The organism is Thermanaeromonas sp. (assembly GCF_021890735.1).
Classification (GTDB): domain Bacteria; phylum Bacillota; class DSM-521; order Neomoorellales; family Neomoorellaceae; genus Thermanaeromonas.
In genome coordinates this window covers 50,988-65,991 of sequence record NZ_JAKKUR010000002.1, presented here as the reverse complement: position 1 = coordinate 65,991, position 15,004 = coordinate 50,988, and the positions used below count along the sequence as shown (strand labels likewise).

Below are 15,004 nucleotides of genomic sequence, written 5' to 3'. Positions count from 1 at the left end.
CACCCCTTCCAGAGCTGGCAGCCTGGCGATCATAGCCCCCCTTTTAAAGTTAGGGGAAGCCTTAGACCCATGGCTTTGTGCCCCTGCCTTTCGACAGGTTTACCCTGAAGCAGCTCCCGTATCGAGATTTTTCTTTGTAGCAGTAAATTTGTTCGACGCCGTTAGCGAAAATCCTTCTTAATCTGGCAAATTCCCACCTGTTCCCACAGAAATATCCAGTCGGAGCTCCCGGGCCAGAAGAAATACATATTTTTGGGCGCAGCGGCGGCAGAGGACTTGTCCCCAAACCTCTATCAAGTCCGCTCCGCAACCGCAAAAGGTGCAGGATCGCTGGTGGAGGCCCTTACGTATGTACCATTCCCCGTCCTCCCGCAGGAGGAATTCCACCTCTTCTCCCGCCCGTATCTCCAGTTGCTGCCTCATCTCCGTAGGTAAGGTTACCCTTCCCTTCTCGTCTACCACCCGCCGGAAGACCCTTTCTCCAGACCCTTCCCGGGCCGCTACCGTCTTAGCTTTCCGTAACTCCCTCACCCCCCTCCTTTCCTTCGGCTTGGGGAAGTATAAAGTAGAAGGTACTACCCTCCCCCACCCGGCTACGGACTCCCACCGTTCCACCGTGGGATTCTACCATATGCTTCACAATGGACAATCCCAAACCGGTACCTCCCAATTCCCGGGAACGCGCTTTATCCACCCTGTAAAACCGTTCAAAAATCCGGGGCAGGCTTTCCTCCGGTATCCCGATACCCGTATCCCGCACTTCTACACGGATATTACTTCCTTCCCTACCGGCAGATACGGTCACCGAACCTCCCGCAGGGGTATATTTAATCCCGTTGTCTAAAAGGTTAAGAAGAACTTGTTCGAGAAAGTTCTCCGGAAACTTTAAGGGCGGAAGATCAGGGGGAAGTTCCACCTTTAACTCTACACCTTTCTCCTTGGCCAAAGGCTCTACCACCTCTAACACCCGGTTTAAAGTACGGGACAGAGAAGCTCCTTTAACAACCTTTTCGGGTTTTTCGTGCTCAAGCCGGGAAAGGGTAAGAAGATCTTCAATTAACCGCTGCAAGCGCTGGGCTTCGCTATTTATGATGGTTAGAAATCTGCGGCTTATATTTTCATCTTCCAGGGCTCCCTCCAGGAGGGTTTCTACAAAACCGCGGATGGATGTCAGGGGTGTTCTCAGTTCGTGAGAAACATTGGCCACAAATTCGCTGCGGACCTGCTCCAGCCGCCTGAGCTCCGTAATATCCCGGATGGAAAGGACCGCACCAACGATCCTGCCCTCTTCACTGTTTATAGGAGCGCCGTGGACCCTAAACACCCGGGACGAGGTGGGAAATAAACGAAGTTCGGCCTCCCGTATCCCGCCTTTATCTAAGATGTCCCTGGCCAGGCTGTCCATCTCATGGCTGCGGATAACTTCCAGGAGAAATTTCCGTACCATCTCCTCTTCTTTCTTCCCCAACATTTCTTCCGCCGCCGGGTTTACGAACATGATTCTTCCTACCTGATCCACTGCCAGTACCGCATCCGTAAGACTCGTCAATATGGCCTTAATTTTGTTCCTTTCTGCTGAGATCTCCTTTATATTGTTACGGAGGCGGTCCACCATATCGTTTAGGTGTTTGGCCAGGACTCCTAGCTCATCATCCCTTTCTACTTCTATACGCTGTTCTAGATCACCGGCGGCTATCTTACACGTTGCAGGCAGCATGGTCTTTAAAGGCAGCAAGAGTCTATAACACAGGTAATAAATTCCCGCTCCTGCGACCAATAGAAAAGCTACAAAGATAATCCCCGTCTGCCCGGAAAAACCCACAAAATCCCTTGCCCCCGGTAATCTTAAGATGTACCGCAGGACTAGATAAAAAACGAGCAGAACAGAAATTATCCATAAAGTGGCATGGATGGCCATTTTCCGGGCTAGGCGGCTCAATTTTTTTCACCTCATAGGTTATTATTCACCGATATTTTCCACGAGTACACAAGCCACATCCACTATACGGGGATCGAACTGGGAGCCTGCCCCTTCACGGAGGTGTTCTAGGGCTTGCCGGGGAGTCCTCATAGGCTGGTAAGGACGGGAAGAGGTCATGGCATCAAAGGCATCGGCTACTGCAAGTATGCGGGAGGGAAGGGGTATTTTCTCCCCCTTCAGCCCGTACGGATACCCCTTGCCGTCGTACCTTTCGTGGTGCAGACCCGCTATTTCAGCCAGGCGGCGCAGCCCGGATACCTGTTCAAGCAAGGCCATAGTCCGCAGAGGATGGCGCCTGATTATTTCAAATTCACCGGGATCTAAGGGGCCAGGCTTATCCAAAACTGACCGGGGTACAGCTACTTTCCCAAAATCGTGTAGTAAAGCAGCTATCTCCAAATCTTCCCTTTCTTCCTTTTTAAGCCCCAAGGCTTCGGCCAATTTCAAAGCGTAAGCGGCCACCCGGTGGGAATGCCCTCCAGTATAAGGGTGCTTGGCGTCTATGATATGGGCGAAAAGGGAGATGGTTACCTTTAAAAGATCCCCGGTTAAACCGTCAATAGGAGGCAAAATTTCATGCACCGTCCTGAGGCGCTCGTCTAGGCTACTGTCATAAGCGATCTCTTCCCAAAAGGATGAATTCATCAACCTGTCAAAGACCTTCCAGAGGTCCGGCGGATACGCCTTACCTGAAAGTTCCGCCATTGTCGGCCTTACCCTCTCCCAGGTTTTCACCCGGGAAACCCGCAAGCGCAGATCGAATATGTCGCTTATACCTATAAGCAGGGCACCGGGATGTATATCCCCGTTTTTGAGCCCCCGGGGATAACCTGAGCCATTCCAGTGTTCGTGGTGCTGTTCTATCATAACGGCAATTTGAGGTCCCAAGACGGGGAGAAGGCGTACCATCTCCGCACCCCTTAGGGGATGCTGCCGCACCTCTAGATCTTCTTCTCCTCCAGGCTGCAGGACCCTGTGGACAATGTGATCAGGTAAACCTATGCCTCCCATGTCATGGAGAAGGGCTGCATAAAAAATACGGGCCTCCTCACCGGGTAAAAGTTCCCGGGCTAGCCTCCGGGCCAAAAGGGCAACGCGCCAGGCATGGTAAAGTTTAACTTCATCTTCCATATCCAAGACGGTACCCAAAGCAGCAATCAGCTCACAGAAGGGTTTTTCCTTGGGGCAGCTCACCCTTTGCTTTACCTCCCAAGGCTCGCCGAAAATAATAAAAAATCGCCCTTGATCTTGACAAAAAAGCTGCGATCAAGAGCGACCTTCAAAATCCCAAATTAAGCGTCGGCTTTAGAGTCTTTTTCCCCGGCCACTACTTTATTGAGGTCCTCTATCAACTTGTCTACATCGATACCGTGGGCCCGGGCACCCTGTTCAATGTTTTCAAACCTGGCCGCGGCACAACCCAAACACCCCATTCCGTGCTCCATAAAAACCGGAACCGTCTGGGGGTACCTGCTTACTACCTCGGTGATGCTCATATCCTTAGTTATGACGGCCATTAATATAAACCCCCTTCCTTGTGATGGGCCTTTCCTTCTATGTGCCCTACCTTTCTCCCCTACTTTACCCATGCCGATAACCTTAATGTGGCGGGAGCGTGTGGGAATCGAACCCACCGCGCCCGGGGTTTCCCCCGCGCGCCAGCTGGATTTGAAGTCCAGGCGGGCCACCAGGCCCGATCCACCCCCATAGCTTCCGCTTTAGGCAGCAGCTTTAGGTAGTATTTTAACACACCTTCTGGTTTTGGTGCAAGGAACAACTTACTACAGGTACTGGAGCCGGAAGCCTAGCGGCTATATACATGGCATGGGACCAGAGCAAGGGGCGGGCTATCGGGCCCCAACGCTCCACCCAGTAACGATAATGCTCTTCAGAGGTCAGGTTAACGGGGACCTGCTCCGGTAGCTGTCCCTCTTCATCAGCCTGGGCTTCTATCCAACCTAAAAGCTCCTTACCCTCTTCTTCTTTTCCTTTAAGCCGATAATACCAGGCCAGCCAAGCAGCAAGCAATACCCATTCCCCGCCTCCATAAAAGGTATCTCCCCGGTACCGCTTGACTCCCCCGCCGCGCAAATCTTTCTCTATCTTTTGTACGGTGGCAGCAAAAACGGGGTCCTCTATATCCAGCAGCCCGTAGGGTACGGCCAACCACAGGAGGTTAGCGTCTACTTCGGGCGAACCAGACTCCTTTACCAAGTGCCCGTCTACCACGAATCCGGCCCTTACTACTTGCGGAAGCTCAACAAGAACCTCCCGGGCCTTTTCAGCTAAGTCCGGGGGAAGCCATTCCAAAACGGCTTTTAACCCCCCATAAACGGCGGCCAGGGTAGAGGGATGGAGGCGGTCACCTCTTTCCTCCCAGCAATCGAGGCAGGGAACCTTCCAGAGCCCGCAGAGATAGCGGCTTATTTCGCAGATGGCCTTTTTATATTCTTCCCTCAGTTTACCTCCGACACGCAGGTGGTGGGCTAGGCCCCAGAGGAAGGTTCCGTAACCGTCGAGCTGAAAATTGCCCCAGGGCTCGACCCCTTCTTCTCCGTCTAAGGTATACCGGGTGTGGAGGCATGTGGCATCATCCGGGGAATGCCCCTTAGAAGCCCTCTCTAAGGCGTTTTCTATCTTATAGCTGTGCTTTAAAACCGTATGGCTCATAAAAGTATAAAAAGATCCCGCCGCCTCCCTTTCCCCTACCCAGTCGAGGGCCCAGGCCACAAAAGTCCCGTCCCTCAACCACACATAGCGGTAGGGAGGAAAGTAGGGAGCAGCGGGAAAGGCACCCGTGCGGGCTTGATATTTCTTTAGAATCTCAGTGCTTTTTCGTAGCAGGTCACCCAAAGGTGCTGCCTCCCAAACCAACCCCAGGCAGATAGAGCGGTGAGCGAAGCACGGAAACCCCTGCATCCCGAGGTAGGTTAGCCGCTCACCATGCCTATAAAGTACCTGTGAAAACGCTCGTCCGTAGTCAGTTCCGGGTGGAAGGCCGTCACCAAGATCTTGTCCTGGCGGGCAGCCACGATTTTGCCTTCCAAGGTGGCCAGCACCTCCGCCGGCGGCCACAGTTCTTCTATATAGGGTGCCCGGATGAAAACGCCCCGGAAGGGCTCGGGCCCCAAAACGGGTACTTCGAGATCGGCCTCGAAACTATCTACCTGCCGGCCGAAGGCATTGCGCCGGACCCGCGCGTTTAGGACCCCCAGCCGCGGCTGCTCGCTCCCTACTATTTCCCTGCAAAGGACTACCAGGCCTGCACAAGTCCCAAAAACGGGAAGGCCTCCTTTGATAAGATTAACAAGGGGATCAAGAAGGCCGAAATCCACCATCAGCCTTCCAAAGGTAGTGCTTTCTCCCCCCGGAATTATTAGGCCATCGATGCCGTCTAGCTCCTCCTTCTTGCGTATTTCCTTGGCCTTTACTCCACAGCGTTCCAAGACGGCTATATGCTCGCGGAAGCCTCCTTGCAAAGCTAAAACACCTATAACCATAATTTATTCTTCCTCCTGAAGCTCCTCTGAATTCTACCACCCGCGTTCCTGGAGGCGCTGTTCCGGCCGCAGGGTGGCCACATCGATACCGGGCATGGGTTCACCCAGGTCCTTAGAAACTTCGGCCAGAACCTGGGGATCGTTGTAATAAGTCGTAGCCGCCACGATGGCCCGGGCCCTCTTCATGGGATCCGATGACTTAAAGATCCCTGAGCCGACGAAAATACCGTCCGCACCGAGCTGCATCATAAGGGCAGCATCCGCAGGAGTGGCTATGCCACCTGCCGCGAAATTCACTACCGGCAAGCGCCCCAGCTTCCTCGTCTCCATTACCAGCTCGTAAGGTGCCTGGATATTCTTAGCAAAGGTCATTACTTCTTCCTCGGGCATGTTTTGTAGCCGCCGGATCTCGCTCATGATAAGGCGCATATGTCTTACGGCTTCCACCACATTTCCGGTTCCCGCCTCACCCTTGGTACGGATCATGGCCGCACCCTCTCCGATCCTTCGCAGGGCTTCCCCCAGATTCCGCGCCCCGCATACAAAGGGCACCTTAAAGGCATGCTTGTTTATGTGGAATTCCTCATCGGCCGGGGTCAATACCTCGCTCTCATCGATATAATCTACTCCCAAGGCCTCTAAAATCTGCGCCTCTACAAAATGGCCGATACGCACCTTGGCCATTACCGGTATGGTAACAGCTTCCATGATCCTTAAGATTACGGTGGGGTCGGCCATGCGGGCCACCCCGCCGGAAGCCCGTATATCTGCGGGAACCCTCTCCAAGGCCATCACCGCGCACGCCCCGGCTTCTTCAGCAATTTTGGCCTGCTCAGGCGTGGTGACGTCCATTATTACCCCGCCTTTAAGCATCTCCGCCAGGCCTTTTTTTACTACCCAGGTACCCTTCTTAACCCCATTTCCTTCCCCGTTAGGCTTTTCCAGTAAGGCCACGGGTTTCCCCTCCTTTCAAACCTGGCTGTATGTGATCTTACATCACCCTTTAACTTGCTGCAACAAGTTTATAAGAACTAAAGTCGGGCTACGGCCATAACACGGTCCTTCTCTTCTAGCCGCATCAGGGTAACACCCCGGGTATAGCGCCCTTGCCGGGGAACATCCCCTACATTTAAACGGATGAGCAAGCCTTCAGCCGTGATAAGCATAAGCTCGTCGTCATCTTTGGCCACAACTAAAGCCACCAGCTCGCCGGTCTTTTCGCCTAGTTTCATGGCCAGCAACCCTTTACCGGCTCTACCCTGGCCCCGGTACTCTTCTAAAGAAGTACGCTTACCGAAGCCCCTTTCCGATACGAGGACCAGGTCGGCAAAGGGTTTTACCTTGGCCATGCCTACAACCTCGTCCCCCTCCTCCAGGGCTATGCCGCGTACCCCCCGGGCCACCCTGCCCATAGGCCTGACTTCTTCCTCAGAAAAGCGTATCACCTTGCCCTGGCGGGTGCCCAAAATGATTTCATCCTTCCCCGAAGTAAGCTCAACTCCAATCAGCTCATCCCCTTCATCCAGGTTCAAAGCGACGATTCCATCACGCCGGGAGGTGTTATATTCTTTTAGCGCGGTTTTCTTAACAGTTCCTTTGCGCGTGGCCAAAAACAAATAGGCGTCTTCCTCGAAACTTTCTACGCTTATAAGGGCTGTTATCCTCTCTCCCGGGCTTATATAAACCAGGTTGACCAGGGCGGTACCCCGGGCCTGGCGGTTAGCCTCAGGCACATCAAAGGCTTTAAGCCGGTACACCTTACCCTGGTTGGTGAAAAGGAGAAGGGAATGGTGGGTGGTGGTCACGGTAAGGTGCTCTACGAAGTCCTCTTCACGGGTAGTTAAGGCTTGAATGCCGCGGCCACCCCTCCTCTGGCTCCTGTAGGTATCGAGGGGGAGCCGTTTAATGTAGCCGCGGTGGGTAACAGTGATGACCACTTCTTCCCGGGATATAAGATCTTCGGCTTCCAGGGGCTCCTCTTCGTCGACTATCTGCGTGCGGCGGGGATCGGCAAATTTGGCCTTGATCTCTAGAAGCTCCTCGCGTACAATGGCCAATACTTTAGTCTCATCCGCCAGAACTCCTTTAAAGTAGCTTATTTTCTCCCTAAGTTCCCGGTATTCTTCTTCTAGCTTTTCTCGTTCCAGGGCCGTAAGCCTCTGCAGGCGCATATCCAGGATAGCCTGAGCCTGCTTTTCACTTAAAGAAAAGTTTTCCATAAGGCCCCGGCGGGCAGAATCGACGTCAGGGGAAGTTCTTATGATCTTTATGACCTCGTCCAAGAATTTAAGGGCGATCCTTAATCCTTCTACGATATGGGCCCTGGCTTCGGCCTGGTTTAGAAGGTAGCGGGTGCGGCGGGTGACGATCTCCTTCTGGTGCTTAAGATAATGCTCTAGCATCTCCTTTAAATTAAGGACCTGCGGCCGGCCGTCTACCAGGGCTAGCATAATAACCCCGAAATTCTCCTGCATCTGGGTGTGCTTATATAACTGGTTCAGGATGACTTTGGGCTGGACGTCCTTTTTAAGCTCGATCACTACCCTTAGGCCCGTACGGTCGGACTCGTCTCTTAAGTCGGTTATCCCTTCTATCTTTTTCTCCCTTACCAGCTCGGCTATGGTCTCTATAAGGCGGGCTTTGTTAACCTGATAGGGGACCTCAGTGATGACAATCTGCGTTTTGTTACCCACCTGCTCTATCGCCGCCTTAGCCCTGACTTTTATGGTACCCCTCCCCGTGCGGTAGGCGTTACGTATCCCTTCCCGCCCGATGATCAAACCTCCGGTGGGGAAATCCGGGCCCTTGACAATATTTAAAATCTCCTTCAATCCCGCTTCCGGCCGGTCAATGAGCAAAACTAAGGCATCCACCACCTCCCCCAGATTGTGGGGAGGAATATTGGTGGCCATGCCTACGGCTATTCCAGCCGAGCCGTTTATTAAAAGATTGGGTATGCGTGCGGGCAAAACTACGGGTTCCTTCAAGGTTCCGTCGTAGTTGGGGACGAAATCTACCGTGTCTTTTTCGATATCCTGGAGCATGGCCATGGCTATACTGGACAGCCTGGCCTCGGTATAACGCATGGCAGCCGGGGAATCTCCATCTAAAGAGCCAAAGTTTCCCTGGCCGTCTACTAGGGGATAACGGCTGGCGAAATCCTGGGCCAACCTCACCATGCTCTCGTACACCGCGGCATCACCGTGGGGGTGGTAACGGGCTAAAACGTCACCCACCACCCTGGCTGACTTCTTATATGGCTTGTCCGGCGTCATGTTAGCCTCATACATGGCATAAAGGATACGCCGGTGCACGGGCTTTAGACCGTCCCGTACGTCGGGTAAAGCACGCCCCACAATTACGCTCATGGCGTAATCGATGTAGGAGCGCTTCATTTCTTCTTCTATTCTAACCGGCAAGATGGTACCGGTGGGCTCTGCCAGCAAAGAGACAAACCCTCCTTCAAGCTAAATAAAAAACCTAGATATCCAGATTGCGCACCTCGTGGGCATGTTTCTGAATAAATTCCCGCCGGGGTTCTACCCTATCTCCCATGAGTATGTTGAATATCTCATCCGCTGCTACCGCATCCTCCAAAGTAACCTTAAGGAGGGTACGGGTGGCAGGGTTCATGGTCGTCTCCCACAACTGCTCAGGGTTCATCTCACCCAAACCTTTATAGCGCTGCACCTCCCAGCGTTCCCCGTCCCGGGAGGCCAAAAATTGCTCCAGGGCCTGATCGCTATATAGGTAATGTGTCTCCTTGCCCCGGGAGACCCTGTAAAGGGGCGGTTGGGCTATATAAATATATCCCTTTTCGATGAGGGGCCGCATATAGCGGTAGAAAAAGGTTAAAAGCAAGGTACGGATATGGGAGCCATCCACATCCGCGTCGGCCATAAGTATAGTCTTATGATAACGGAGCTTTTCTATGTTGAAATCATCCCCGATGCCCGTACCCAAGGCCGTTATAATGGCCCTTATTTCGTCGTTATTTAAAATTTTGTCCATCCGGGCCTTTTCTACATTGAGTATCTTGCCCCTCAAGGGCAAAATAGCCTGGAACCGCCGGTCCCGCCCTTGCTTGGCCGAGCCCCCCGCAGAATCTCCTTCTACGAGGAAGAGCTCCGTGACCTCCGGATCCCTGCTGGTACAGTCAGCCAGCTTACCAGGAAGATTTATGATTTCCAGTGCGCTCTTGCGCCTGGTCAGCTCCCTGGCCTTGCGGGCCGCTTCCCTGGCCCGGGCAGCAGTCAGGGCTTTATCCAGGATACGTCTTGCCACCGACGGATTTTCTTCCAAGTACGCGCTTAAATATTCACCTACCACGCCCTCCACAATGCCCCGTACTTCTGTGTTACCCAGCTTGGTCTTGGTCTGGCCTTCAAACTGGGGTTCCCTGACCTTCACACTTACTACGGCCACCAAGCCTTCCCTTACGTCGTCACCGGAAAGGCTGATCTCGCCGTCCTTTAAAATATTAAAGCGGCGGCCGTAATCGTTGATTATGCGGGTCAGAGCTGATTTAAATCCTATTTCATGGCTGCCGCCTTCTGCGGTACGGATGTTGTTGGCGTAAGATAAGATAAGCTCGTTATAACCGTCGTTGTACTGGAGGGCCACCTCCACCTGCACATCTTCCCTAGTAGCGCTGAAGTATATGGGATCGGGGTGGAGAACATTTTTATTTTTATTAAGGTAACGAACGAAATCCACCAAGCCACCCTCGTGCTGGTAGACCTTGCGTTCCTCCCGTATTTCATCCTGAAAGATTATTTTTAAACCGTGGTTAAGGAAAGCTAGCTCCTCAAGCCTGCGGCTTATTATATCCGGATCGAACTCTACCGTCTCAAAAATCTTAGGATCCGGCCGGAAGGTGATTATAGTCCCCGTGCCTTCTGCCTTCCCCGTAACTTTAAGCTCCGTTACCTTCTGGCCCCGCCGGTAGAGCTGCTCAAAAATCTTGCCTTCCCTTTTTACTTTAACCTTTAGTTCCGCAGAAAGGGCGTTGACTACGGAAAGACCAACGCCGTGGAGGCCGCCGGAGACCTTGTACCCGTTGCCGCCAAACTTTCCTCCGGCATGGAGTATGGTAAGGGCTACCTCTACCCCCGGCAGTCCCGTCTTCTCGTGTATATCTACAGGAATACCCCGGCCGTTATCCTCCACCGTAACCCGACCGTCGCGGTGAAGGGTAACCCTTATCTCATCACAAAAGCCCGCCAGGGCCTCATCTACGCTGTTATCTACCAGCTCAAACACGAGCTGGTGCAAGCCCCGTACCCCGGTATTCCCTATATACATTCCGGGGCGGCGCCTTACAGCTTCCAGCCCCTCTAGTACCTCAATCTGGCTTGCGTCATAAAGATTTTTATTTTCCCTTTCCTCCATCTCTGGCCTCCTACACTAGATTTTCCAGGGCAAATATTATCACAAGTAATTTTCGGCCGCAATGTACCTGTAGGTAAAGGTTTCTACCCTGCGGGCTAAGGTGAGGGAGGATATGGGAGAATAATACACTTTATTATCCTTGGTAATTATACAGGACTTTACCCCTTCCGGAGCTTTATTTTTGGACTTCCAAAAATCTTTGTTGAGCGGGGATTGTATCACTTTCTCATAATCAAGTATAGCGACTATTTCTTTTAAGGGAATGACTATTTCGCCGCCGATATGCAGGTACACAAGGCCCACCTCCCTTGGGTAAATCCTACTTTCCTAGCGGAAAGGTAAGGATATTTCCTTTATTTAACAAACTCGCAGGTAAGAAGGCCACCTCCGTTGTGGTTATAAAACTTTGGCCTCCCTCATTTATTAACTGGAGAAGGACCTCCTGCCTTCTTTTATCCAGCTCTGAAAAAACATCGTCTAACAAAAGGCACGGCCTAATTCCCAATATTTCGCCGAAATATACCACTTCGGCCAGTTTGAGCACTAAAACTAGGGAGCGCTGCTCACCCTGGGAGGCAGCATGGCGGGCAGGGCGGCCGTCTATATAAAAATCAAAATCATCGCGGTGGGGTCCCCAGAGGGTAGCCCCGGCAGCCACTTCCCTTTCTAGACGCTCAGTTATCTGCTCTAAACAATCTTTTCCGTCGGGCAGGCTCGGACGGTAAACCACGCTTATAGTCTGCTTTTCAGCCAAGCGGAAATAAAGCTTACAAGCCAGGGCGTTAAGACGCTCTAAAAAAATTTTCCGGCGTTCCACTATAGTTTGCGCCAGGCCGACAAGTTGTACGTTCCAAGGATCGACATCTCCTCTTTTAACTTTTCCCTCGGCTACCTGCTTAAGGATAGCATTCCGTTGCTTAAGAACCCGGTGGTAGGATATAAGATACTGGGCGTAGGAACGGTCGGTCTGGCAGAGCTCCCGGTCCAAAAATCTCCGACGAAGGGCCGGCGGCCCCTTTACCAAGTGCACATCATCGGGCCCGAAGGTGACCGTAGGAAATAAACCCAGAAGGTCCAGAATCCGTTGCGTGGTCCCGTTAATTGTTAACTCCTTACGGCCCGGATGGTATACAATACGCACCTGTACTTTCCCGTTTCCCCGCCGTACTGTACCGGTAAGTTCAAACCCTGTGCAACCCCAAGTTGTAAGTTCCCGATCAGCATGGTAGCGGAAGGACCGGGCCAGGGAAAGGTAGCCTATAGCTTCCAAGAGGTTTGTTTTTCCCGTTCCGTTCGGTCCTACTAGGATGTTAAGGCCGGGAGAAAACTGAAAAGCAGCCTCCCGGAAATTGCGGAACTCCTTTAGCCTAAGCTCGGATAAAAATGCAGCCTCCATCTTTATTTTTACCCGATTCTAACCGGTAAGATAAGACAAAAATAGTCCTCGTTACCCAGACCTTGCACTACAACGGGTTTTAAGGGTTCGTTGAATTTCAAGATTACCCTATCTTCATCGATTACCTTTAGAGCGCTAAGGAGGTACTTGCCGTTCAAGGCCACTTCCAGGCCCGGACCGGAAATTTCTGCCTGGAGCTCTTCCTCGATCTGTCCTACTTCGGGAGCCTGGGTAGAAAGTTTTAATCCTCCTTCCACCTGCAGGCGGATGATGGGGGAGCGCAGCCGGCTATCATCCCTGGCCAGTACCAGGGCCCGCTCCACAGCCAGGGTAATCTCCTGGGCGTCCATTATGGCTTCTGTAGCGAAGCTGGAAGGCAATACCTGGCGGTAGGGGGGAAACTGTCCGTTGAGGAGTCGACCGTAAAATACCAAATTTTCGGCTGCGGCAAAAATCTGGCTGGAACCCAAAGTAAAGGTCACTTCTCCTTCGCTACCCAGAAGGCGGGCGAGCTCGGCCAGGGTGCGGTGCGGTATTATAGGAGCCGCTTCCTGTTTACCTTCAAGCACGACAACCTTACCTCGCTGGAGGCTTAACCGGTGGGTATCTGTGGCCACCATGGTAAACTCCCCGGTGGAAGGATCTATTTCCCACAGAATACCATGATATATGCTGCGGAGGTCCTCGTTTCCGGCAGCGATACCGACCTTCTTTATGGCTTCTTTAAAGGTTTCTGCCGGTACCCGGAAAGACGCGGTTCCTTGCGCGTCGGGCAGGGCCGGAAATTGTCCGGGATCCAGGCTATAGAGCTCTACTCGTGACTGCTGGTAAGAGAGGGTGACCACTCCTCCAGCTACGCCGTCAATGTGTACATTGACGGGAGGCAAGTGGCGTACTATGTCCGTAAGGAGCCGGGCTGGAAGAAGGAGTTCTCCTTCCTCCTCTATGTCTGCCTCCATATCAAGAAGAATACCCATTTCTAGGTCCGTAGCGTGAAAAGAGAGACGCTTGTCGTGGGCTTTTATAAGTATTCCCGTTAAGGCCGGTAGAGGACTGTTAGTGGTTATGACCCGGTGAAGTTTCTGTACGGCACTTAAAAGTAGAGGTTGGGGACAAGTTACCCGCACGGAGCTTTGGACCCCCTTTTCTTCTCCTTCTTGTTATTATTTAGAGGTTATAAGTCCCGAGTAGTGATCGTAGTATAAAGGTGTGGAAATTGTGGATGATAACCGTTAGGGGCTTGACAAAATAAAAAACCGGTGTCAGTAAAACTGTGTAATTTATCCTTGTTTTATCTGTTGGATCAGGTGTTCTATGGTTTGCTGCAGGTCGGGATCTTTTTGGAGCTCCTGACCTATTTTTTCCCAGGCGTGTAAAACGGTAGTGTGGTCCCGACCTCCGAAGGCTTCACCGATCTTGGGTAAAGAAGTATCGGTTAGTTCGCGGGCCAAATACATGGCGATCTGGCGTGGATAGGCGAGATCGCGCGTCCTGCGTTTAGACTTAAAGTCTTCTACTTTAAGGTTAAAGTAGGCGGCCACCTTTTCCTGGATGAGGTGTACTGTTATGGGTTTGGGTTTAGCTAAGTTCAGGGCTTCTTTAAGGATTTTCTCCACAGTTTCCACAGTGAGTTCTTGTTCCGTGAAGGCCGCATAGGCGGCTACCCTGATGAAGGCTCCCTCTAGCTCCCGGATGTTAGAATCGATCTTTTGAGCGATAAAAAGCATTATATCGTCCGGCAAGTGGATGTTTTCTAGAGAGGCTTTTTTTCTGAGTATGGCCACCCTGGTCTCCAAGTCCGGGGGCTGGATATCGGTAATCAGGCCCCATTCGAAGCGGGAGCGCAGCCTCTCCTCCAGAGTAGGTATCTCTTTGGGTGGCCTGTCGCTGGATATTATGATCTGCTTGCTGGCCTCATAAAGGGCGTTGAAAGTGTGGAAAAATTCTTCTTGCGTGCGTTCTTTTCCTGCCAAGAACTGTATGTCGTCTATGAGCAATACATCGATATTACGGTATTTATTACGGAAAGATACCGTATCATTATCATGGATGGCGTTTATAAGTTCGTTGGTGAACTTTTCGGAGGAAACATACATGACCCGGTAGTGGGGCATATGCTGGCGTACGTAATGTCCTATGGCTTGCATGAGGTGGGTTTTCCCTAATCCTACCCCTCCGTAGATAAACAGAGGGTTGTAAGCCTTGGCTGGGGCTTGAGCCACGGCAAGGCACGCGGCGTGGGCAAACCGGTTGCTGTTTCCAACCACGAAGGTATCGAAGGTATATTTGGGATTGAGGTAGCACAGCTCTTCGCTTTCGGGAACCACTGGCACTCCTAGGGAAAAGGAGCCCTCCTCTTCCCCGGGGGGTAACGCTATAAGCTGGACGTTCACATACCGCTGGAATACCCGCTCCAGGGTGGCCTGGAGCAAAGGCGAAAAGCGGCTTTGGATGTAATCCCGGGCGAATTCATTAGGAACGGCCAAGATGAAGGTGTATTGTTTTAGAGCTAAAGGCCGTGCTTGGCGGAACCATACTTCTACGGTCCTTGGTGGTAGTTGCTGTTCTAGGATTTGGAGAGCTTGTTGCCACGCAGCCTGTAAATTTATGGGTGGCAAAGGCCAAAACCTCCTTAACTGTGGATAGCGGGCAAAATTATCTTAACAAAGATGTGGATAAGTAGCAACGGCCCTTTTTTCTTGACAGGGGGAAAAATGCTGGGATATAATGTAACTG

At 52.1% G+C, this 15,004-nt stretch carries 13 protein-coding genes, 1 tRNA gene and 1 riboswitch; all 14 genes read right to left on the bottom strand.

The genetic code is table 11. The annotated features are described in order from the left end of the window. Positions 1-13 precede the first annotated feature (13 nt). Positions 14-114, bottom strand: a riboswitch (cyclic di-GMP riboswitch). Between the two features lie 63 nt (positions 115-177). Further along, positions 178-531: an AbrB/MazE/SpoVT family DNA-binding domain-containing protein gene (locus L5656_RS00900; protein ID WP_297197660.1), complete on the bottom strand. Its 354-nt coding sequence runs from the start codon at positions 529-531 to the stop codon at positions 178-180. Then, entirely contained in the window at positions 509-1,918 is a 1,410-nt protein-coding gene (pnpS, locus tag L5656_RS00895; protein ID WP_428849287.1) for a two-component system histidine kinase PnpS, read from the bottom strand. The genes L5656_RS00900 and pnpS overlap by 23 nt, the downstream gene beginning before the upstream one ends. Before the next feature lie 42 nt (positions 1,919-1,960). Beyond that, positions 1,961-3,175 (bottom strand): HD-GYP domain-containing protein, encoded by a 1,215-nt coding sequence (locus L5656_RS00890; protein ID WP_297197654.1) that lies wholly within the window; start codon positions 3,173-3,175, stop codon positions 1,961-1,963. A 98-nt stretch (positions 3,176-3,273) separates the two neighbouring features. Further along, on the bottom strand, positions 3,274-3,498 hold the full coding sequence (locus tag L5656_RS00885) for a DUF1858 domain-containing protein (protein ID WP_297197651.1): 225 nt from the start codon (positions 3,496-3,498) through the stop codon (positions 3,274-3,276). 88 nt (positions 3,499-3,586) lie between these two features. Beyond that, positions 3,587-3,687, bottom strand: a tRNA-Sec gene (locus L5656_RS00880). Between the two features lie 37 nt (positions 3,688-3,724). Beyond that, positions 3,725-4,834 (bottom strand): glycoside hydrolase family 15 protein, encoded by a 1,110-nt coding sequence (locus tag L5656_RS00875; RefSeq protein WP_297197648.1) that lies wholly within the window; start codon positions 4,832-4,834, stop codon positions 3,725-3,727. A 77-nt stretch (positions 4,835-4,911) separates the two neighbouring features. Then, the gene (gene pdxT / locus L5656_RS00870) at positions 4,912-5,481 is read right to left on the bottom strand and encodes a pyridoxal 5'-phosphate synthase glutaminase subunit PdxT (RefSeq protein WP_297197645.1); all 570 of its coding nucleotides are present in this window, start codon (positions 5,479-5,481) and stop codon (positions 4,912-4,914) included. 33 nt (positions 5,482-5,514) lie between these two features. Next, positions 5,515-6,435 carry a pyridoxal 5'-phosphate synthase lyase subunit PdxS gene (gene pdxS, locus L5656_RS00865; RefSeq protein ID WP_297197643.1) on the bottom strand — a complete coding sequence of 307 codons (921 nt, stop codon included), beginning with the start codon at positions 6,433-6,435 and terminating at the stop codon, positions 5,515-5,517. Between the two features lie 77 nt (positions 6,436-6,512). Continuing rightward, the gene (gene gyrA / locus L5656_RS00860; protein ID WP_366017784.1) at positions 6,513-8,924 is read right to left on the bottom strand and encodes a DNA gyrase subunit A; all 2,412 of its coding nucleotides are present in this window, start codon (positions 8,922-8,924) and stop codon (positions 6,513-6,515) included. Between the two features lie 37 nt (positions 8,925-8,961). Then, positions 8,962-10,872 carry a DNA topoisomerase (ATP-hydrolyzing) subunit B gene (gyrB, locus tag L5656_RS00855; protein WP_297197638.1) on the bottom strand — a complete coding sequence of 637 codons (1,911 nt, stop codon included), beginning with the start codon at positions 10,870-10,872 and terminating at the stop codon, positions 8,962-8,964. Positions 10,873-10,911: 39 nt separating this feature from the next. Continuing rightward, on the bottom strand, positions 10,912-11,166 hold the full coding sequence (gene remB / locus L5656_RS00850; RefSeq protein ID WP_297197634.1) for an extracellular matrix regulator RemB: 255 nt from the start codon (positions 11,164-11,166) through the stop codon (positions 10,912-10,914). Positions 11,167-11,191: 25 nt separating this feature from the next. Next, the gene (gene recF / locus L5656_RS00845; protein WP_297197631.1) at positions 11,192-12,268 is read right to left on the bottom strand and encodes a DNA replication/repair protein RecF; all 1,077 of its coding nucleotides are present in this window, start codon (positions 12,266-12,268) and stop codon (positions 11,192-11,194) included. An 8-nt stretch (positions 12,269-12,276) separates the two neighbouring features. Then, positions 12,277-13,395, bottom strand: coding sequence for a DNA polymerase III subunit beta (dnaN, locus tag L5656_RS00840; protein ID WP_297197628.1), 1,119 nt, complete (start codon positions 13,393-13,395; stop codon positions 12,277-12,279). Positions 13,396-13,548: 153 nt separating this feature from the next. Then, the gene (gene dnaA / locus L5656_RS00835) at positions 13,549-14,886 is read right to left on the bottom strand and encodes a chromosomal replication initiator protein DnaA (protein WP_297197625.1); all 1,338 of its coding nucleotides are present in this window, start codon (positions 14,884-14,886) and stop codon (positions 13,549-13,551) included. Between the last annotated feature and the right edge of the window lie 118 nt (positions 14,887-15,004).

Bases quoted from the DNA above. Each gene is read 5' to 3' on its own strand.
- pnpS (WP_428849287.1), bottom strand. From the start codon at position 1,918: ATGGCCATCCATGCCACTTTATGGATAATTTCTGTTCTGCTCGTTTTT.
- L5656_RS00885 (WP_297197651.1), bottom strand. From the start codon at position 3,498: ATGGCCGTCATAACTAAGGATATGAGCATCACCGAGGTAGTAAGCAGG.
- pdxT (WP_297197645.1), bottom strand. From the start codon at position 5,481: ATGGTTATAGGTGTTTTAGCTTTGCAAGGAGGCTTCCGCGAGCATATA.
- gyrB (WP_297197638.1), bottom strand. From the start codon at position 10,872: ATGGAGGAAAGGGAAAATAAAAATCTTTATGACGCAAGCCAGATTGAG.
- recF (WP_297197631.1), bottom strand. From the start codon at position 12,268: ATGGAGGCTGCATTTTTATCCGAGCTTAGGCTAAAGGAGTTCCGCAAT.